This window comes from Escherichia sp. KTE52, assembly GCF_000408325.1.
Taxonomy (GTDB): domain Bacteria; phylum Pseudomonadota; class Gammaproteobacteria; order Enterobacterales; family Enterobacteriaceae; genus Escherichia; species Escherichia marmotae.
Genome location: NZ_KE138680.1, coordinates 1139240 through 1159314 on the forward strand (window position 1 = coordinate 1139240; position 20075 = coordinate 1159314).

Annotated in this window: 15 protein-coding genes, 3 tRNA genes, 3 rRNA genes and 1 pseudogene; 4 read left to right on the forward strand and 18 right to left on the reverse strand. The window is 50.5% G+C overall.

What is annotated here, in order from left to right:
* Window positions 1-9: 9 nt before the first annotated feature.
* From ilvM to ilvL, 4 genes are all read right to left on the reverse strand, one after another.
* Window positions 10-273 carry an acetolactate synthase 2 small subunit gene (ilvM, locus tag A1SC_RS06240; RefSeq protein ID WP_000983255.1) on the reverse strand — a complete coding sequence of 88 codons (264 nt, stop codon included), beginning with the start codon at window positions 271-273 and terminating at the stop codon, window positions 10-12.
* On the reverse strand, window positions 270-1916 hold the full coding sequence (ilvG, locus tag A1SC_RS06235; protein WP_001012639.1) for an acetolactate synthase 2 catalytic subunit: 1647 nt from the start codon (window positions 1914-1916) through the stop codon (window positions 270-272). Before ilvG ends, ilvM begins: the two co-directional genes overlap by 4 nt.
* Before the next feature lie 2 nt (window positions 1917-1918).
* Window positions 1919-1969 carry a peptide IlvX gene (gene ilvX, locus A1SC_RS25230; RefSeq protein ID WP_001387183.1) on the reverse strand — a complete coding sequence of 17 codons (51 nt, stop codon included), beginning with the start codon at window positions 1967-1969 and terminating at the stop codon, window positions 1919-1921.
* A gap of 86 nt (window positions 1970-2055) precedes the next feature.
* Entirely contained in the window at window positions 2056-2154 is a 99-nt protein-coding gene (gene ilvL / locus A1SC_RS0122270) for an ilv operon leader peptide (RefSeq protein ID WP_001311244.1), read from the reverse strand.
* A 350-nt stretch (window positions 2155-2504) separates the two neighbouring features.
* On the opposite strand from ilvL, the gene A1SC_RS06230 reads away from it, so the two are divergent.
* Window positions 2505-4025, forward strand: coding sequence for a YifB family Mg chelatase-like AAA ATPase (locus tag A1SC_RS06230; RefSeq protein ID WP_000059010.1), 1521 nt, complete (start codon window positions 2505-2507; stop codon window positions 4023-4025).
* A 25-nt stretch (window positions 4026-4050) separates the two neighbouring features.
* On the opposite strand, the gene maoP is transcribed toward A1SC_RS06230, so the two are convergent.
* The gene (gene maoP / locus A1SC_RS06225) at window positions 4051-4389 is read right to left on the reverse strand and encodes a macrodomain Ori organization protein MaoP (protein WP_000841001.1); all 339 of its coding nucleotides are present in this window, start codon (window positions 4387-4389) and stop codon (window positions 4051-4053) included.
* 118 nt (window positions 4390-4507) lie between these two features.
* Between maoP and hdfR the strand changes: the two genes are divergently transcribed.
* Complete coding sequence (gene hdfR, locus A1SC_RS06220) at window positions 4508-5347, forward strand: HTH-type transcriptional regulator HdfR (protein WP_000379233.1); 840 nt, start codon at window positions 4508-4510, stop codon at window positions 5345-5347.
* 95 nt (window positions 5348-5442) lie between these two features.
* On the opposite strand, the gene A1SC_RS06215 is transcribed toward hdfR, so the two are convergent.
* The 6 genes from A1SC_RS06215 to A1SC_RS06190 form a co-directional block, all read right to left on the reverse strand.
* Window positions 5443-5518: transfer RNA gene (locus A1SC_RS06215), tRNA-Trp, on the reverse strand.
* Between the two features lie 8 nt (window positions 5519-5526).
* Window positions 5527-5603: transfer RNA gene (locus tag A1SC_RS06210), tRNA-Asp, on the reverse strand.
* Window positions 5604-5657: 54 nt separating this feature from the next.
* A 5S ribosomal RNA gene (gene rrf, locus A1SC_RS06205) occupies window positions 5658-5773 on the reverse strand.
* Window positions 5774-5866: 93 nt separating this feature from the next.
* Window positions 5867-8771, reverse strand: a 23S ribosomal RNA gene (locus A1SC_RS06200).
* Window positions 8772-8964: 193 nt separating this feature from the next.
* A tRNA-Glu gene (locus tag A1SC_RS06195) sits at window positions 8965-9040 on the reverse strand.
* 85 nt (window positions 9041-9125) lie between these two features.
* A 16S ribosomal RNA gene (locus A1SC_RS06190) occupies window positions 9126-10667 on the reverse strand.
* Together the 16S, 23S and 5S rRNA genes with 3 tRNA genes alongside form the textbook arrangement of a ribosomal RNA operon.
* A 477-nt stretch (window positions 10668-11144) precedes the next feature.
* Here A1SC_RS06190 and A1SC_RS06185 point away from each other — a divergent pair.
* Window positions 11145-11837 carry a FadR/GntR family transcriptional regulator gene (locus A1SC_RS06185; protein WP_001131156.1) on the forward strand — a complete coding sequence of 231 codons (693 nt, stop codon included), beginning with the start codon at window positions 11145-11147 and terminating at the stop codon, window positions 11835-11837.
* Between the two features lie 21 nt (window positions 11838-11858).
* Window positions 11859-12038: pseudogene (locus A1SC_RS23955) on the forward strand (MFS transporter); the annotation flags it as partial.
* A 13-nt stretch (window positions 12039-12051) separates the two neighbouring features.
* Here A1SC_RS23955 and rbsR read toward each other — a convergent pair.
* From rbsR to kup, 7 genes are all read right to left on the reverse strand, one after another.
* Window positions 12052-13044: a ribose operon transcriptional repressor RbsR gene (gene rbsR, locus A1SC_RS06180; protein WP_000224458.1), complete on the reverse strand. Its 993-nt coding sequence runs from the start codon at window positions 13042-13044 to the stop codon at window positions 12052-12054.
* A gap of 3 nt (window positions 13045-13047) precedes the next feature.
* A complete protein-coding gene (gene rbsK / locus A1SC_RS06175; protein WP_001517412.1) occupies window positions 13048-13977 on the reverse strand; it encodes a ribokinase in 930 nt (309 codons plus the stop codon).
* Between the two features lie 126 nt (window positions 13978-14103).
* Complete coding sequence (gene rbsB, locus A1SC_RS06170) at window positions 14104-14994, reverse strand: ribose ABC transporter substrate-binding protein RbsB (RefSeq protein ID WP_001056270.1); 891 nt, start codon at window positions 14992-14994, stop codon at window positions 14104-14106.
* A 24-nt stretch (window positions 14995-15018) separates the two neighbouring features.
* A complete protein-coding gene (gene rbsC / locus A1SC_RS06165; protein WP_000211871.1) occupies window positions 15019-15984 on the reverse strand; it encodes a ribose ABC transporter permease in 966 nt (321 codons plus the stop codon).
* 4 nt (window positions 15985-15988) lie between these two features.
* A complete protein-coding gene (gene rbsA, locus A1SC_RS06160) occupies window positions 15989-17494 on the reverse strand; it encodes a ribose ABC transporter ATP-binding protein RbsA (RefSeq protein ID WP_000387763.1) in 1506 nt (501 codons plus the stop codon).
* A 7-nt stretch (window positions 17495-17501) separates the two neighbouring features.
* On the reverse strand, window positions 17502-17921 hold the full coding sequence (rbsD, locus tag A1SC_RS06155) for a D-ribose pyranase (protein ID WP_001517414.1): 420 nt from the start codon (window positions 17919-17921) through the stop codon (window positions 17502-17504).
* A 167-nt stretch (window positions 17922-18088) separates the two neighbouring features.
* On the reverse strand, window positions 18089-19957 hold the full coding sequence (gene kup, locus A1SC_RS06150) for a low affinity potassium transporter Kup (protein ID WP_000102299.1): 1869 nt from the start codon (window positions 19955-19957) through the stop codon (window positions 18089-18091).
* Window positions 19958-20075: the final 118 nt, after the last annotated feature.

Genomic DNA, 20075 nt, shown 5'->3' on the forward strand with positions numbered 1-20075 from the left:
CTTTTGCGCTCAGGCGCGGATTTGTTGTGATGTTGTTGTGCTCTGGCAGATGGCAACGTGTGCGACGTCCACCAGTTTATTTAACTGACTAAACAGTAAGTCGACCGACCGTGGGCTGGCAACGGTCAATTCGATATTTATATTTTGTGCATCACTGGCGGCGGCCATATTCATTGAGCAAACATGGAAACCACGATGGCGCACCACGCGTAAAACACGTTCTAAGGTTTCCGGATTGAAGCGAGCCGATACATTAACCTGATGTTGCATCATGATAATTTCTCCAACATTTCTGAATTACTGGCACCAGGCGGCACCAGTGGCCAGACGTTCTCAAGTTCGTCGATTGAGACATGAAGCAGGTATGGCCCATCACTGTTCAGCATGGTGTCGAGTGCCGCTTCAACCTGGTCTTTACGGGTGATGTGTTGGCCAGGGATACCGAAGGCTCTGGCTAACATGAGGAAATCGGGGTTATCGGTAAGGGTGGTTTCGCTGTATCTTTCCTGGAAAAACAGTTGCTGCCATTGTCGAACCATCCCTAACCGTTGGTTATCGAGTAAGACGATTTTCAACGGTAATTGCTTGCGTTTTACGGTACCCAACTCTTGCACATTCATCATGAAAGAGCCGTCACCGGAGATACAAACAACGGTATCGTTCGGTCGCGCGACTTGCGCGCCAACCGCCGCTGGTAAACCGAAACCCATGGTGCCTAACCCACTGGATGTGATGAAATTTTCCGGGCGAGTATGGGCGATGTGCTGCGCGGCCCACATCTGATGCTGTCCCACATCCGTGGTCACAACACAATCCGCAGCCTTACGATCCGACAGTTGTTTTAACAACAACGGCGCGTAGATAGCCTCTCCGGGGTGATCGTAGCGCCAGGCATGTTCATCACGCAGTTGTGCGCAATATTGCTGCCAGCCATTGATATTTAACGACTGCTGTAATGCCGGTAACAAAGCATTCAAATCGCCCTGTAATGCCACATGCGCCTGACGCAGTTTGTTCATTTCTGCTGGGTCGATATCCATATGGATCACGCAGGCATGTGGTGCGAAGGTATTCAGTTTGCCGGTAACCCGGTCATCAAAACGTGCACCCACGGCGATCAGCAGATCACACTCCTGTACCGCGAAGTTCGCCGCTTTGGTGCCGTGCATCCCCAACATTCCCAGATAGTACGGATAATCCGTCTCGACTGCGCCCAGCCCTTTCAACGTACAGGTGACAGGCATTTTTGTGGTCGTGAGAAACTCACGCAGAGCAGGAACAGCCTGCGCCATACCGACACCGCCGCCGACATACAACATCGGCTTTTGCGCTTTAGTCAGCATCTGTCGCGCTTGCTCAACTTCTGCATGTGGAAAAGTCACTTCGTTTTCAACGGTGGTGAACCACGGTTCCAGATCGCCGCTGGCTAACTGAATATCTTTTGGGATATCAACCAGAACCGGGCCGGGACGACCTGAGCTGGCGACATCAAACGCTTCCGCCATGATGCGTGGTAATTCTTCCAGCGACTGCACCAGGAAGCTGTGTTTGGTACAGGCTAACGACAATCCCAGTACATCCACTTCCTGAAATGCGTCGGTGCCGATAAACGGTGCGGACACCTGACCGGTGATGGCAACAACCGGAACAGAATCTAACAGCGCATCCGCCAGTCCGGTGATCAGATTGGTTGCACCAGGGCCAGACGTGGCAATGCATACACCGGTTTTGCCGGTAGCACGAGCATAGCCGATAGCTGCCATTGCCGCCCCTTGCTCATGTCGGCACAACAAGTGCTCCACGCCGCCGTCATACAATGCATCATAAACCGGCATAATTGCGCCACCCGGATAACCAAAAACGGTATTCACCCCCTGTGCCCGCAACGCATGTACCACCCACTGTGCGCCATTCATAGTTAGTTCCCCGTCCTGAATCTTGAGAAACAGAATTTTGTGCTGTTATTCATTGTCTGCTTCTCGGTTATGTTTTTAAGGTCAAAAAAAACCCCCGGACCTTTCGGTGCGGGGGTCTTAGTTCGTTAAGGCTTGATCTCTAAGCCTTTCCTCGTCCAAGTGCAGCCCCGCACGGTGGGATAATAATCACCACCACGCTAATCACGACCAGGCTAATCACTCGTAGAAGGGCTGTCATTTTGTCTTTTCTTGCATCTTGTTCGAAGGAATACCTAAAGAGTTACCATAGATTTTGCGAATGGCACAAGATATTTTTTGGTCGCTTTTTATGACAAATATAATAATTTCTATAAAAACCATTGTTTTTTATATAAAAAATAGTGAATGAAAAAAATTCAATTTCCGTATAATTCTTGCCCTTTCTTAAAGACTAATTCTTGCACGCCTCATTTTTGCGAGCGTTAATCCATCGCTAATACAACTCAAATCACTTTGCATAAATAAACAGGAATCTACCGCCAAATAACACAATTTAGCAGGCTACAGCAGCGATCTCTTATGTTCATAATGGTGACTTAAGGAGGACTTATGTCACTGTCAATTGTTCATACCCGTGCCGCGCTGGGAGTAAACGCTCCGCCGATCACTGTTGAGGTACATATCAGTAAAGGTCTACCCGGATTAACGATGGTGGGCTTACCAGAAACAACGGTAAAAGAAGCACGCGATCGCGTGCGTAGCGCCATTATCAATAGCGGATATGAATATCCGTCGAAAAAAATCACCATAAATCTTGCGCCTGCCGATCTACCGAAAGAAGGTGGAAGATATGATTTACCTATCGCCATTGCGTTGCTGGCTGCCTCTGAACAGCTTACAGCCAATAAGTTGGATGAATATGAATTAGTTGGGGAACTGGCGCTTACAGGCGCTTTGCGTGGCGTTCCCGGCGCAATCTCCAGTGCAACTGAAGCTATTAAGTCGGGCAGAAAGATTATCGTCGCGAAAGACAATGAAGCGGAAGTAGGGCTAATTAACGGTGAAGGATGCCTGATAGCCGATCATCTACAAGCGGTCTGTGCATTTCTGGAAGGTAAACATGCTCTCGAACGCCCAAAACCAACAGATGCGGAATCCTGGGTATTACAACATGATCTCAGTGATGTTGTCGGTCAGGAGCAAGGAAAGCGAGGGCTGGAAATTACCGCCGCTGGCGGGCACAACCTTTTACTGATTGGGCCGCCGGGAACGGGTAAAACAATGCTCGCCAGCCGTATTAATGGTCTGTTGCCAGATTTAAGTAATGAAGAGGCACTGGAGAGTGCTGCGATATTAAGTCTGGTAAATGCCGAATCGGTACAAAAACAGTGGCGGCAACGCCCGTTCCGTTCACCACATCACAGTGCGTCGTTAACTGCGATGGTTGGCGGTGGTGCAATTCCCGGGCCTGGTGAAATTTCGCTGGCGCATAACGGCGTGCTTTTTCTTGATGAGCTACCTGAATTTGAACGGCGTACATTGGATGCCTTGCGGGAGCCCATAGAGTCAGGCCAGATCCATCTTTCACGCACGCGAGCGAAAATAACCTATCCGGCACGTTTCCAGCTTGTCGCGGCGATGAATCCCAGCCCTACCGGACATTATCAGGGGAACCATAACCGCTGTACGCCAGAACAAACATTACGTTATCTCAACCGACTCTCAGGTCCCTTTCTCGACCGCTTTGATCTCTCACTGGAGATCCCTCTCCCACCGCCCGGTATTCTGAGTAAAGCGGTAGTTCTGGGGGAAAACAGCGCCACCGTTAAACAACGCGTAATAGCTGCCAGAGAGCGCCAATTTAAGCGGCAGAATAAACTGAATGCCTGGCTGGATAGCCCAGAAATACGACAATTCTGCAAGCTTGAGAGTGAAGACGCACAGTGGCTGGAAGAAACGTTGATCCATCTGGGATTATCTATTCGTGCCTGGCAGCGGTTACTGAAAGTATCAAGAACCATTGCGGATATTGATCAGTCTGAGACCATCACACGCCCGCATCTGCAGGAGGCGGTTAGCTATCGAGCTATCGACCGCTTGTTAATCCATTTGCAAAAACTACTGGCATAAAAAAAGGGCATTTCGCCCTTTTTTATTAATCGTCGGAATCGGTGTAGTCTTCAGCACCTTCGACCTGCGGTTTACCGCCGGAAAGAGTGTGAAAACGTTTTGGACGCTTGATACGCGTCATATATTTAGACCACACGCGTTCTGCTTCTGTCACTGGCTCACGTTCGCCACGGCATACTGCTACGAAGAGTTTCTCTTCTTCGGTCACCGGCTCGCGTTTACCGAGATCCAGCTCATTGAAGGCATAACCATGACGTTCAAGCAGTTGTGCCTCTTTGATGGTAAAATCACCATGACGAGAGAACCCACGTGGATAATGTTTATTGTCGAAATATCGATTAGTCGTCGTAAAGCTTTCCGCCATCCTGCACGCTCCTAATTCTTTGACCGAGCTAGTTATGGCGCGGAGTATTAGTTACGCTTGACAGAGTGTAAAACAAAACATTTAAATCATAACGACAAATAATTTTGCGGAGAGCACTGTGGATACGGAATTGTTAAAAACTTTCCTGGAAGTTAGCCGAACACGTCACTTTGGTCGAGCGGCTGAATCGCTCTATCTGACCCAATCAGCTGTGAGTTTTCGGATCAGGCAACTGGAAAATCAACTGGGTGTGAACCTTTTCACCCGCCACAGGAATAATATCCGTCTGACCGCTGCAGGAGAAAAGCTCCTGCCTTATGCAGAAACGCTCATGAGTACCTGGCAGGCCGCCCGTAAGGAAGTGGCACATACCTCACGACATAATGAGTTCTCCATCGGTGCCAGCGCCTCGTTGTGGGAATGTATGCTTAATCAGTGGCTGGGACGTTTGTATCAAAATCAGGATGCCCACACAGGGTTGCAGTTCGAAGCGCGGATCGCCCAACGGCAGTCACTGGTAAAACAACTGCATGAACGTCAGCTTGATCTTCTTATTACCACTGAAGCGCCCAAAATGGACGAGTTTAGTAGCCAGTTGCTGGGGCATTTTACTTTGGCACTTTATGCCAGCACCCCTTCTAAATTAAAAGGAGATCTTAACTATCTGCGACTGGAATGGGGGCCAGATTTTCAACAACATGAGGCCGGTTTAATCGGTGCTGATGAAGTTCCAATCCTGACAACCAGTTCTGCCGAACTGGCACAGCAACAGATTGCAATGCTTAATTGTTGTACCTGGCTACCAGTAAGTTGGGCTCGCAAAAAAGGCGGATTGCATACTGTTGTCGACAGCACAACGCTTTCACGTCCTCTCTATGCTATATGGCTGCAAAATAGTGATAAACACGCGTTGATTCGCGATCTATTGAAAATTAACGTTCTGGATGATGTGTATTAATTAAAATAGCTGGCAAGGATGCCGGAAGAAGGTTTTACTTTGGATGAATTTATTACAGATAAAAAAAATCCTTAGCTTTCGCTAAGGATGATTTCTGGCAGGGGCGGAGAGACTCGAACTCCCAACACCCGGTTTTGGAGACCGGTGCTCTACCAATTGAACTACGCCCCTAATTAGGGTGGCGGAACGGACGGGACTCGAACCCGCGACCCCCTGCGTGACAGGCAGGTATTCTAACCGACTGAACTACCGCTCCACCGAATTCTTTTACAACCACCAGTTTTATGACCGGCTTACTGCTAAATTTGATGCCTGGCAGTTCCCTACTCTCGCATGGGGAGACCCCACACTACCATCGGCGCTACGGCGTTTCACTTCTGAGTTCGGCATGGGGTCAGGTGGGACCACCGCGCTATCTCCGCCAGGCAAATTCTGTTATCAACCCGCTTATCGCCGGTTAATCTAATCTGTATCAGGCTGAAAATCTTCTCTCATCCGCCAAAACATCTTCGGCGTTGTAAGGTTAAGCCTCACGGTTCATTAGTACCGGTTAGCTCAACGCATCGCTGCGCTTACACACCCGGCCTATCAACGTCGTCGTCTTCAACGTTCCTTCAGGAGACTTAAAGTCTCAGGGAGAACTCATCTCGGGGCAAGTTTCGTGCTTAGATGCTTTCAGCACTTATCTCTTCCGCATTTAGCTACCGGGCAGTGCCATTGGCATGACAACCCGAACACCAGTGATGCGTCCACTCCGGTCCTCTCGTACTAGGAGCAGCCCCCCTCAGTTCTCCAGCGCCCACGGCAGATAGGGACCGAACTGTCTCACGACGTTCTAAACCCAGCTCGCGTACCACTTTAAATGGCGAACAGCCATACCCTTGGGACCTACTTCAGCCCCAGGATGTGATGAGCCGACATCGAGGTGCCAAACACCGCCGTCGATATGAACTCTTGGGCGGTATCAGCCTGTTATCCCCGGAGTACCTTTTATCCGTTGAGCGATGGCCCTTCCATTCAGAACCACCGGATCACTATGACCTGCTTTCGCACCTGCTCGCGCCGTCACGCTCGCAGTCAAGCTGGCTTATGCCATTGCACTAACCTCCTGATGTCCGACCAGGATTAGCCAACCTTCGTGCTCCTCCGTTACTCTTTAGGAGGAGACCGCCCCAGTCAAACTACCCACCAGACACTGTCCGCAACCCGGATCACGGGTCCACGTTAGAACATCAAACATTAAAGGGTGGTATTTCAAGGTCGGCTCCATGCAGACTGGCGTCCACACTTCAAAGCCTCCCACCTATCCTACACATCAAGGCTCAATGTTCAGTGTCAAGCTATAGTAAAGGTTCACGGGGTCTTTCCGTCTTGCCGCGGGTACACTGCATCTTCACAGCGAGTTCAATTTCACTGAGTCTCGGGTGGAGACAGCCTGGCCATCATTACGCCATTCGTGCAGGTCGGAACTTACCCGACAAGGAATTTCGCTACCTTAGGACCGTTATAGTTACGGCCGCCGTTTACCGGGGCTTCGATCAAGAGCTTCGCCTTGCGGCTGACCCCATCAATTAACCTTCCGGCACCGGGCAGGCGTCACACCGTATACGTCCACTTTCGTGTTTGCACAGTGCTGTGTTTTTAATAAACAGTTGCAGCCAGCTGGTATCTTCGACTGATTTCAGCTCCACGAGCAAGTCGCTTCACCTACATATCAGCGTGCCTTCTCCCGAAGTTACGGCACCATTTTGCCTAGTTCCTTCACCCGAGTTCTCTCAAGCGCCTTGGTATTCTCTACCTGACCACCTGTGTCGGTTTGGGGTACGATTTGATGTTACCTGATGCTTAGAGGCTTTTCCTGGAAGCAGGGCATTTGTTGCTTCAGCACCGTAGTGCCTCGTCATCACGCCTCAGCCTTGATTCTCCGGATTTGCCTGGAAAATCAGCCTACACGCTTAAACCGGGACAACCGTCGCCCGGCCAACATAGCCTTCTCCGTCCCCCCTTCGCAGTAACACCAAGTACAGGAATATTAACCTGTTTCCCATCGACTACGCCTTTCGGCCTCGCCTTAGGGGTCGACTCACCCTGCCCCGATTAACGTTGGACAGGAACCCTTGGTCTTCCGGCGAGCGGGCTTTTCACCCGCTTTATCGTTACTTATGTCAGCATTCGCACTTCTGATACCTCCAGCATGCCTCACAGCACACCTTCAACGGCTTACAGAACGCTCCCCTACCCAACAACACATAGTGTCGCTGCCGCAGCTTCGGTGCATGGTTTAGCCCCGTTACATCTTCCGCGCAGGCCGACTCGACCAGTGAGCTATTACGCTTTCTTTAAATGATGGCTGCTTCTAAGCCAACATCCTGGCTGTCTGGGCCTTCCCACATCGTTTCCCACTTAACCATGACTTTGGGACCTTAGCTGGCGGTCTGGGTTGTTTCCCTCTTCACGACGGACGTTAGCACCCGCCGTGTGTCTCCCGTGATAACATTCTCCGGTATTCGCAGTTTGCATCGGGTTGGTAAGTCGGGATGACCCCCTTGCCGAAACAGTGCTCTACCCCCGGAGATGAATTCACGAGGCGCTACCTAAATAGCTTTCGGGGAGAACCAGCTATCTCCCGGTTTGATTGGCCTTTCACCCCCAGCCACAAGTCATCCGCTAATTTTTCAACATTAGTCGGTTCGGTCCTCCAGTTAGTGTTACCCAACCTTCAACCTGCCCATGGCTAGATCACCGGGTTTCGGGTCTATACCCTGCAACTTAACGCCCAGTTAAGACTCGGTTTCCCTTCGGCTCCCCTATTCGGTTAACCTTGCTACAGAATATAAGTCGCTGACCCATTATACAAAAGGTACGCAGTCACCCCATTAAAGAGGCTCCCACTGCTTGTACGTACACGGTTTCAGGTTCTTTTTCACTCCCCTCGCCGGGGTTCTTTTCGCCTTTCCCTCACGGTACTGGTTCACTATCGGTCAGTCAGGAGTATTTAGCCTTGGAGGATGGTCCCCCCATATTCAGACAGGATACCACGTGTCCCGCCCTACTCATCGAGCTCACAGCATGTGCATTTTTGTGTACGGGGCTGTCACCCTGTATCGCACGCCTTTCCAGACGCTTCCACTAACACACATACTGATTCAGGCTCTGGGCTCCTCCCCGTTCGCTCGCCGCTACTGGGGGAATCTCGGTTGATTTCTTTTCCTCGGGGTACTTAGATGTTTCAGTTCCCCCGGTTCGCCTCATTAACCTATGGATTCAGTTAATGATAGTGTGACGGATCACACTGGGTTTCCCCATTCGGAAATCGCCGGTTATAACGGTTCATATCACCTTACCGACGCTTATCGCAGATTAGCACGTCCTTCATCGCCTCTGACTGCCAGGGCATCCACCGTGTACGCTTAGTCGCTTAACCTCACAACCCGAAGATGTTTCTTACGAACCATCATCGTGTTGCGAAAATTTGAGAGACTCACGAACAACTTTCGTTGTTCAGTGTTTCAATTTTCAGCTTGATCCAGATTTTTAAAGAGCAAATATCTCAAACATCACTCGTAAGTGAGTTTTGAGATACAGTGGCCGGCGACTTTCACTCACAAACCAGCAAGTGGCGTCCCCTAGGGGATTCGAACCCCTGTTACCGCCGTGAAAGGGCGGTGTCCTGGGCCTCTAGACGAAGGGGACGTATCAGTCTGCTTCGCAAGACGCCTTGCTTTTCACTTTCTATCAGACAATCTGTGTGAGCACTACAAAGAACGCTTCTTTAAGGTAAGGAGGTGATCCAACCGCAGGTTCCCCTACGGTTACCTTGTTACGACTTCACCCCAGTCATGAATCACAAAGTGGTAAGCGCCCTCCCGAAGGTTAAGCTACCTACTTCTTTTGCAACCCACTCCCATGGTGTGACGGGCGGTGTGTACAAGGCCCGGGAACGTATTCACCGTGGCATTCTGATCCACGATTACTAGCGATTCCGACTTCATGGAGTCGAGTTGCAGACTCCAATCCGGACTACGACGCACTTTATGAGGTCCGCTTGCTCTCGCGAGGTCGCTTCTCTTTGTATGCGCCATTGTAGCACGTGTGTAGCCCTGGTCGTAAGGGCCATGATGACTTGACGTCATCCCCACCTTCCTCCAGTTTATCACTGGCAGTCTCCTTTGAGTTCCCGGCCGGACCGCTGGCAACAAAGGATAAGGGTTGCGCTCGTTGCGGGACTTAACCCAACATTTCACAACACGAGCTGACGACAGCCATGCAGCACCTGTCTCACAGTTCCCGAAGGCACCATCCCATCTCTGGAATGTTCTGTGGATGTCAAGACCAGGTAAGGTTCTTCGCGTTGCATCGAATTAAACCACATGCTCCACCGCTTGTGCGGGCCCCCGTCAATTCATTTGAGTTTTAACCTTGCGGCCGTACTCCCCAGGCGGTCGACTTAACGCGTTAGCTCCGGAAGCCACGCCTCAAGGGCACAACCTCCAAGTCGACATCGTTTACGGCGTGGACTACCAGGGTATCTAATCCTGTTTGCTCCCCACGCTTTCGCACCTGAGCGTCAGTCTTCGTCCAGGGGGCCGCCTTCGCCACCGGTATTCCTCCAGATCTCTACGCATTTCACCGCTACACCTGGAATTCTACCCCCCTCTACGAGACTCAAGCTTGCCAGTATCAGATGCAGTTCCCAGGTTGAGCCCGGGGATTTCACATCTGACTTAACAAACCGCCTGCGTGCGCTTTACGCCCAGTAATTCCGATTAACGCTTGCACCCTCCGTATTACCGCGGCTGCTGGCACGGAGTTAGCCGGTGCTTCTTCTGCGGGTAACGTCAATGAGCAAAGGTATTAACTTTACTCCCTTCCTCCCCGCTGAAAGTACTTTACAACCCGAAGGCCTTCTTCATACACGCGGCATGGCTGCATCAGGCTTGCGCCCATTGTGCAATATTCCCCACTGCTGCCTCCCGTAGGAGTCTGGACCGTGTCTCAGTTCCAGTGTGGCTGGTCATCCTCTCAGACCAGCTAGAGATCGTCGCCTAGGTGGGCCGTTACCCCGCCTACTAGCTAATCCCATCTGGGCACATCCGATGGCAAGAGGCCCGAAGGTCCCCCTCTTTGGTCTTGCGACATTATGCGGTATTAGCTACCGTTTCCAGTAGTTATCCCCCTCCATCGGGCAGTTTCCCAGACATTACTCACCCGTCCGCCACTCGTCAGCAAAGAAGCAAGCTTCTTTCTGTTACCGTTCGACTTGCATGTGTTAGGCCTGCCGCCAGCGTTCAATCTGAGCCATGATCAAACTCTTCAATTTAAAAGTTTGATGCTCAAAGAATTAAACTTCGTAATGAATTACGTGTTCACTCTTGAGACTTGGTATTCATTTAGCGTCTTGCGACGTTAAGAATCCGTATCTTCGAGTGCCCACACAGATTGTCTGATAAATTGTTAAAGAGCAGTGCCGCTTCGCTTTTTCTCAGCGGCGCGGGGTGTGCATAATACGCTTTCCCGCTACAGAGTCAAGCATTTTTTCGCTTTTCTCTGTCGAAGTTCTCAGGAGAACCCCGCTGACCCGGCGGCTTATTTGCCGTTGTTCCGTGTCAGTGGTGGCGCATTATAGGGAGTTATTCCGGCCTGACAAGAGGAAATTTAAAATAATTTTCCGAATGCGTGTTTTTTCATCAAAACACCTGTTAATGCGCCATAAAACAAGCAATTTGCCGTTTTTGCAACCGCAATCACACTTCCTGGTGGCATACTAAGGATGAAAAAAAGAATAAGGAAGATGAGTATGCCATTAAGCGCACAACAGTTAGCTGCACAGAAAAACCTTTCGTATGTTCTGGCTGAGAAGCTGGCGCAACGGATCTTAAAAGGTGAATACGCACCCGGCACCATTCTGCCTGGTGAAATTGAGCTGGGTGAGCAATTTGGAGTGAGCCGTACTGCGGTACGCGAAGCGGTCAAGACGTTAACGGCAAAAGGAATGGTTTTGCCACGTCCACGAATTGGTACGCGTGTCATGCCGCAATCCAACTGGAACTTTCTTGATCAAGAGTTGCTTACCTGGTGGATGACGGAAGATAACTTTCATCAAGTTATTGATCATTTTCTAGTTATGCGTATCTGTCTGGAACCGCAAGCCTGCTTACTGGCAGCAACGATGGGCACCGCAGAACAGAAGGCACATCTTAATACGCTGATGGCCGAAATGGTGGCATTAAAAGAAAATTTCCGCCGGGAACGTTGGGTTGAGGTTGATATGGCCTGGCATGAACACATTTATAAAATGAGTGCTAACCCGTTTTTGACCTCTTTCGCCTCGTTATTTCATTCGGTTTATCACACCTACTTTACATCGATAACCAGCAACACTGTAATAAAACTGGATCAGCACCAGGCGATCGTTGATGCGATAATCCATAGTGATGGCAACGCAGCTTTCAAAGCTTGTCAGGCACTGCTACTTCCCCTCGAGAAGTGAGACAGCCTAACGAAACACTGAATGAGCGATAAAAAGCGTGGTATGGCGAGTTTATTGTGGATTGCGGCAATGACCTTCTTTATGCAGACTCTCGATGCCGCCATTCTGAATACTTCCTTCCCCGCTATCGCTCATAGCCTCAATCGCTCACCCCTTGCCATGCAATCGGCCATTATCAGTTATACGTTAACGGCGGCAATATTTTGCTTAAAATCTAAGCAGAACCGCGCTCCATCAGAATCGGGGTGAGTTGTAATCGTTGTTGCTGTAAGGTTGGTTGAGCCATCCGGTGGATAAGTACATCAATTGCCAGCTCTCCCAGTTCATCTTTCGGTTGATGAATTGTGGTGAGCGGTGGCGTCATATAACGTGCCAGTTCAATATCGTCATAACCAATCACCGCGATGTCCTGCGGAACATGTAACCCAGCCTGGTATAACGCCTGGTACACACCGACCGCCATCGCGTCATTTCCAGTAAACACAGCCTGGGGACGTAACGGATGCGATAATAACTGCTGCATCGCGTCAAACCCGCCGTTAAATTCAAAATCGCCTGTCACTTCATAGCCATCAGGAACTTCCAGTCCAGCACGATCCATTGCCGCCCGGTAACCTTCCAGCCGCAAACGTGCAGGCGTTTTATCCAGCGGGCCGGTAATACAGGCAATACGGGTATAGCCTTTGTCGATCAGATATTGCGTCGCTAAATCCCCCCCCAGAAACGAGTTATCCTGAATGAGATCGCTGTCGCCATCGAACGGCGCCCAGTCCATCATCACGGTAGGAATTGTTGGATAGCGTTGCATGATCTCACGCGAAGGCTGGTGTGTTTCAGTACAGAGTAATAGCAAACCATCGACACGTTTTTGCATCAACGTTTCCAGATTGCGATTCATTCGCTGCTCATCGCCTTCGGTATTGCAGAGAACAAGGCTATAACCGCGTTCAAAGCAACTGCGTTCAACGCCACGCACCAGTTCAGAATAGAAAGGATTGGTACTGGCAGTGATCAACATGCCAATAGTATGTGTTTGATTGAGCTTGAGACTACGTGCCAGAGCTGATGGCGCGTAATTGAGTTCTTTAATCGCCGCTTCAACTTTGGCGGTAATCGCTTCGCTGACGAAGCGATCTTTATTGATGACGTGAGAAACTGTCGATGTAGAAACGCCCGCCAGACGGGCAACATCTTTCATTGTAGCCAAGCGTCACCTCTGCCTGTCTAAGAAGGTATCGATCTCTTCACGCCAGGGAACGGAAGGTTGTGCACCTTTACGTGTCACAGCAATCGCAGCGGCAGCATGGGCAAAACGAATCGCCTCAGGCAATGTTTTTTCTTCCAGCAACGCCGTGATTAACGCGCCATTAAAAGTATCTCCGGCAGCAATAGTATCAACAGCCTGAACCCGGAATCCAGGTACGCGCTGACCTTCGCCATTCACACTGGCCCACACGCCACGGCTCCCTAAGGTAATCAGTACAGTACGGATACCTTTCTCATGTAGTATCTGCGCAGCTTTCGCCGCATCTTCATCATTTTCAACACGAATACCGGTGAGCTTTTCTGCTTCCGTTTCGTTTGGCGTGATGATGTCCACCAGCGCCAGCAATTCGTCAGGAAGTTCACGAGCCGGAGCCGGGTTAAGTGCAACGATAGTTTTATTTTGATGGGCGATTTTCGCCGCTGCCATCACACTTTCGAGTGGTGATTCCAACTGCATTAATAATGCCGACGCGTTGGCAATACGCTCACGTTGCGCTTCCACCAGCGTTGGGGAAAGGGCTGCGTTAGCCCCGGCATGAATGCCGATAACGTTCTCGCCTTCGGCATTAACAAAAATCAGCGCTACGCCTGTCGATTCGCCCTTGATCACGCTGACCGGAGAAATATCAATATTATCAGTGGCGAGTTGCTGACGAACACTCTCACCAATGCTGTCATCCCCTGTGCAGGCAATGAACGCAATATTCGCGCCACTACGCCCTGCGGCCACAGCCTGATTCGCGCCTTTACCGCCGAATGCGACCTGATAGTGGTTACCGGTTACGGTTTCGCCTGGAGTAGGAAAAGATTGAAGATTAAGGATATGGTCAGCATTAATGCTGCCAAGAACAACGAGGCTGCCTGCATTTTGCATATTCGGGATGTCCATAAAATGCGCCACCGGGTTAGGGTGGCGCGTGCCCTGCTTTTCTTTATATTACACGTTCATCTGTCGATGCCGTATTTATGCCACCATCAGGTTATAAAACCTGATTAAAGACTACTGCTTAACAACCAGTTTCAGATCAACCGGATACTTAGCCTGAACTTTCTCGCCTTTCAGCACTTTATCGGCGGTTTCGACGCCTTTCGCGCCAATCTGATCGGGTAACTGAGCGATAGTCGCTGCTAGTTTGCCATCATTAACCGCTTTTTCGCCATCCGGCGTACCGTCAAATCCGACAACCATCACATCCGATTTACCGGCAGTTTGCAGAGCGCGCAGTGCGCCCAGCGCCATTTCATCGTTCTGCGCGAATACAGCCTGCACATCCGGGTGCGCCGTCAGCAAGTTCTGCATCACGTTCAGACCTTTGGTACGGTCGAAGTCTGCTGGCTGGCTGGCGAGAACGTTAAATTTGTGAGCTGCAACGGCCTGCTGGAAGCCTTCGCCACGTTCGCGAGCAGCGGATGTACCGGCGATGCCCTGCAATTCGATAACTTTCGCCCCTTCACCTGCTTTCTTCGCGATGTAATCACCGGCAATTTTGCCGCCCAGTACGTTATCGGAAGCAATGTGGCTAACAACGTCGCCTTTCGTTGCCTGGCGGTCAAGAGTGATTACCGGGATGTTCGCCTGGTTGGCCATCTTCACGGCGTTACCTACCGCGTCGGAGTCGGTCGGGTTAATCAGCAGAATTTTGGTGCCGCGAACAGTTAAGTCCTGCACATTCGCCAGTTCTTTTGCCGGGTTGTTCTGGGAGTCCAGCACCACCAGGTTATAGCCGAGTTTATCCGCCTCTTTCTGCGCGCCATCTTTCAGCGATACAAAGAACGGGTTATTGAGCGTGGAAACCACCAGCGCAATGGTATCTTTTGCCATTGCATTCGCACTGACGGTGGCGCTTAACGCAACAGCAGAAACCAGGGTAGCCAGTTTTTTCATGTTCATATTCAAGATGTCCTGTAGTCGTTATTACTGCTTTTTGTTGTCTACCAGCACCGCCAGCAAAATCACCACCGCTTTGACGATCATCTGGTAATAGGAGGAAACACCTAACAAATTCAAACCATTATTAAGGAAGCCAAGAATTAATGCGCCGATCAATGTCCCAACAATGCGACCTTTTCCGCCTGCCAGACTCGTCCCCCCCAGAACCACCGCGGCAATGGCATCCAGCTCGTAGCCAGTCCCCGCCGTCGGTTGCGCAGAGGAAAGACGCGCTACTTCAATGATCCCAGCCAGCGATGCCAGCAGTCCACAAAGAGAGTAGACGATGATTTTGATTCTATTGACATTGATACCAGAAAGACGCGTTGCCGCTTCGTTGCCACCCAGCGCGTAGATGTAACGCCCCAGACGCGTGTGATGCAGCATGTACCAGGCCGCGAGGAAGACAATACCCATGATCCACACAGGCGTCGGTACGCCCAGCGGACGACCAATACCAAACCAGCCAAACAAGTCGGCGTTCTCGGTAAAGCCGGTATTCACCGGGCTACCGTTGGTGTAAACCATCGTCACGCCACGCAGTAAAAGCATCATCACCAGGGTAGCGATAAACGCCTGGACGCGGCCTTTCGCTACAATCACCCCGGTTACCGCGCCAATTGCAGCTCCTAATGCCAGTGCGGCAGCAACAGCCACCAACGCGTTAACTTCAATGCCAACGATGGAGGCAGCAACTGCGCCAGTTAGCGCCAGCAGAGAACCGACGGACAGGTCGATACCCGACGTCAGGATCACCAGCGTCATGCCGACCGCCATAATGGCGTTAACCGAGGTTTGCTGGAGAATATTGAATAAGTTATTAACGGTGAAAAAGTTCGGACTTAACGTCGAGACAATCGCGATCAGCACCAGCAGAGCGATAAGCGATTTCTGCTCCATCAGCCACGCTTTCGTGAAATAACGGCGACCAGAGACAGTCTGGGTTGTCATTTTTTTACTCCTGATTCACGCGATTAAGCTTGCCCACAGCGGCAGCCATTAACACTTCCTGGGTGGCCTGCTCACGAGTAAATTCCCCGCTGAGATGCCCTTCATGCATAACGATGATGCGATCGCTCATGCCTAATACTTCTGGCATTTCCGATGACACCAGAATGATGCTCAAACCATCGGCTTTGAACTGGTTGATCAGTTGATAAATCTCTTTTTTCGCACCGACATCCACGCCACGGGTGGGTTCATCAAGGATAAGCACTTTCGGGCGCGTCATCAGACCGCGGGCAATCGCCACTTTTTGCTGATTGCCACCGGAAAGCAGACCAATTGCCTGTTCCATCGACGGCGTTTTCACATTGAACAGACGAATAAAATCACTCACCGCCTGTTGCTCATCGGCATGCTTCAGACTGCCATCAGCACGGCTGAAGTAACGCAGGGCAGTTAGCGACATGTTCTCTTTTACTGACATGCCCAGCACTAAACCGTCGCGTTTGCGGTCTTCGGAGATATACACAATGCCATTTGCCAGGCCATCCTGCGGTGAACGGGTAACAACTTCATGCCCATCCAGAGTGACGTAACCGCTGGTGCGCGGCAGTGCGCCGTAGAGCACTTTCATCAGTTCGGTGCGGCCGGCGCCCATCAAACCAGAGACGCCGAGAATTTCACCTTTACGTAGGGTAAAAGAGACATCGTTAACGCCAGGTCCGCAGAGATTATCAACTTTCAGACGGATATCTCCCGGCGCTTTTTCCAGGTGTGGATATTGTTCTTCCAGTTTGCGGCCCACCATCATCTCAATCAGCGAATCTTCGGTTAGTGATGCCACTTCACGCTCGGCAATAAATTGCCCGTCACGAAAAACCGTAACGTCATCACAAATCTCGAAGATTTCTTTCATACGGTGGGAAATGTAGACAACGCCGCGCCCTTGCAATTTCAGCTCGCGAATGACGCGGAACAGGGATTCGGTTTCGGTATCGGTCAGCGCATCGGTCGGTTCATCCATAATGATAACTTTCGACTCAAAGCTTAATACCTTCGCGATTTCAACCATCTGCTGGTCACCGATGGAAAGATCGCCCACCAGCTTGTCGCTTTTAAACCGCAGATTAAGTTTAGCCAGCAATTTATCCGCTTCGGCATACATGGTTTTCCAGTCAATTTTGCCAAAACGATTCACAAACTCTCGGCCGAGGAAAATATTTTCCGCAATGGTCAGTTGCGGGATCAGATTCAGTTCCTGGTGGATAATGCCAATTCCAGCTTCCTGAGAAGATTTCGGCCCGGTAAACGTCGTTTCTTTGCCCAGCCATAAAAGCGTACCAGCATCACGGGTATAGATACCGGTAAGCACTTTCATCATGGTGGATTTACCCGCGCCATTTTCACCTACCAGCGCCATCACGCGACCCGGATAGACATTTAGCGCGGCTCCCGAAAGCGCTTTTACGCCCGGGAAGGCTTTATCGATACCTTTAAGCTGTAGTAATGCTTCCATGGCGGCCTCAGAACGTCACGCCAGCACAGAGAATGATATTCGCATACGGGGAACACTCCCCGCTGCGAATTACCGCCTGACTGTTTGCGGTTTGTTGTTTGAATTGTTCATGCGTGATGTAACGAATTTCAATGAAATTTCCCTGGTGTTTTTGCAGCGTCTCAAGATGTGAGAGCAACGTTTCGTGGAGTTGCGGATTATGTTGTTTGATCTCTTCCGCGATAATGGCAGCCTCGACCTGCATTTCACTTGTGACGACGCCCAGCACCTGCATAAAAGAAGGTACGCCCTGGGTTAATGCCATATCGATACGCGTTGTACTTTTGGGGATAGGTAAACCAGCATCACACACCACCAGCGTATCGGTATGCCCCAGGCGGGAGATCACCGACGAAATACCTGAATTAAGAACGGCGCCTTTTTTCATTTTTTTCTCCATCAGCGAAACGTTTCGCTGACCCGCAGTTTAATCCCGTCTAATTAAGGAAAACCATCGCGACGTTGCAGAAATGTGATCAACATCGAAACGTTTTATATCGAGAGCAAACAATGAAAATAAAAACGCCCCCTTATGGAGAAAGGAGGCGTCTGGGGTTAGATCTCGACCTGTGTACCCAACTCGATAACCCGGTTTGGTGGGATTTCAAACTGATCCGGAGCGCGCAACGCATTACGTTGCAACAGCAAATACAGCTTGCCGCGCAAACGTAAGTACCACGGACGTTTGCCGAGGATCAGTGATTCATGTGACATAAAGAAGGACGTTTCCATCATTCGACAACTTAACCCTTCCAGACCACAGCGGTGGAAAACTTCTTCTACGTTTGGCGTTTCCCGCCAGCCGTAACTTGCCACCACGCGCCAGAAAGTAGGCGACAGTTGTTCAATCTGTACCCGACGGACGTTATGGACATATGGCGCGTCTTCAGTACGCAGAGTTAACAGAATAACCCGCTCGTGCAATACCTTGTTATGTTTGAGGTTATGCATTAGAGCAAAGGGAATGACATTGATTGCGCGCGACATATACACCGCAGTTCCGGGCACACGAACAGGCGGTGATTTCTCCAGCGAAGCAATCATCGCCTCCAGAGAGTTACCATGTTCATGCATCCGCCGCAGCAGGCGGAAACGCTCACTCTTCCAGGTGGTCATCACGATAAACATCACCGTACCGAGGCTCAATGGCAACCAGCCACCGGAGAGCAGTTTATCGAGGTTAGCGGTAAACAGCGGGATATCAACACACAAGAAGGCAATCAGAATCAGCGCAACAAAATACTTATTCCAGTGCCAGTTCTGGCGCGCCACGGTAGTTGAAAGAATAGACGTCAGTACCATAGTTCCGGTAACTGCAATCCCATATGCCGCCGCCAGGTTACTGGAGTGCTCAAAGCTGACTATCACAATCACGACTGCGACATAAAGCATCCAGTTCACAAATGGAATGTAGATTTGCCCCGATTCCATTTCAGAAGTGTGAATAATGCGCATCGGAGACAAATAGCCCAGACGTACCGCCTGACGCGTCAATGAGAAGACACCAGAGATAACCGCCTGCGAGGCAATTACCGTTGCCAGTGCGGCGATGATCAGCAGCGGGATCAGCGCCCAGTCCGGTGCCAACAGAAAAAACGGGTTTTTAATCGCTTCCGGGTTCTTTAACAGCAGCGCCCCCTGACCGAAGTAGTTAAGGGTTAAAGAAGGCAGTACGACGGTAAACCATGCCAGGCGAATCGGGAACTTACCAAAGTGCCCCATATCAGCGTACAGCGCCTCAACACCGGTAATCGACAGAACCACCGCGCCTAACGCAATAAAGGAAACGGTTTTATATTCAAGGAAGAAATGCACCGCCCACATTGGGTTTAAGGCATGCAACACTTCTGGATTGGCAATAATGCTACGTAACCCAAGAGCTGCCAGAATCAAAAACCAGGTCAGCATAATCGGCGCAAAAAGCTTACCGACCATAGCAGTGCCATGTTTTTGAATCATAAACAGTAACGTGAGAACGATGATTGAGAGGGGAACAATCCAGGTGTCCAGTTGTGGGGCGACGATTTCCAGACCTTCGATGGCAGACATTACCGAAATGGCGGGTGTTATGACAACTTCACCATAGAAAAAGCTGCCGCCTATTAGCCCCATAATCACCAGAATTGAGGTCGTTCGCGCCGACGTATTGCGCCCGGCAAGCGACATCAGCGTCAGAATTCCCCCTTCACCGGCGTTATCTGCACGCATCACGAAGGTGAGATATTTTATGGAAACCACAAAGATTAGCAGCCAGAAGATCAGCGATAAAAAGCCAAACACGGCATCGCGTTCAACGCCAAAACCAAACTGGCCGGACAAACATTCACGAAGCGTATATAACGGGCTGGTACCAATATCGCCGTAGACAACTCCAATCGCCGCGAGGGTAATCGCGGGCAACGATTGCTTATTATCAGTGCTCATAGACTAGTCTTTCGTTGAAATATGAAATGTGTGCGTAGTCCCTTGGCCCACAAAAAAGCGTTCAGTATGCACGATTAACGGCAAAATCGTACTCCTAAATGCGGTCACATTAACCTGG

Coding starts and splice junctions, on each gene's coding strand:
- ilvM (WP_000983255.1), bottom strand. CDS start 273: ATGATGCAACATCAGGTTAATGTATCGGCTCGCTTCAATCCGGAAACC.
- ilvG (WP_001012639.1), bottom strand. CDS start 1,916: ATGAATGGCGCACAGTGGGTGGTACATGCGTTGCGGGCACAGGGGGTG.
- ilvL (WP_001311244.1), bottom strand. CDS start 2,154: ATGACAGCCCTTCTACGAGTGATTAGCCTGGTCGTGATTAGCGTGGTG.
- A1SC_RS06230 (WP_000059010.1), top strand. CDS start 2,505: ATGTCACTGTCAATTGTTCATACCCGTGCCGCGCTGGGAGTAAACGCT.
- maoP (WP_000841001.1), bottom strand. CDS start 4,389: ATGGCGGAAAGCTTTACGACGACTAATCGATATTTCGACAATAAACAT.
- A1SC_RS06185 (WP_001131156.1), top strand. CDS start 11,145: ATGCCATTAAGCGCACAACAGTTAGCTGCACAGAAAAACCTTTCGTAT.
- rbsK (WP_001517412.1), bottom strand. CDS start 13,977: ATGCAAAATGCAGGCAGCCTCGTTGTTCTTGGCAGCATTAATGCTGAC.
- rbsB (WP_001056270.1), bottom strand. CDS start 14,994: ATGAACATGAAAAAACTGGCTACCCTGGTTTCTGCTGTTGCGTTAAGC.
- rbsC (WP_000211871.1), bottom strand. CDS start 15,984: ATGACAACCCAGACTGTCTCTGGTCGCCGTTATTTCACGAAAGCGTGG.
- rbsA (WP_000387763.1), bottom strand. CDS start 17,494: ATGGAAGCATTACTACAGCTTAAAGGTATCGATAAAGCCTTCCCGGGC.
- rbsD (WP_001517414.1), bottom strand. CDS start 17,921: ATGAAAAAAGGCGCCGTTCTTAATTCAGGTATTTCGTCGGTGATCTCC.
- kup (WP_000102299.1), bottom strand. CDS start 19,957: ATGAGCACTGATAATAAGCAATCGTTGCCCGCGATTACCCTCGCGGCG.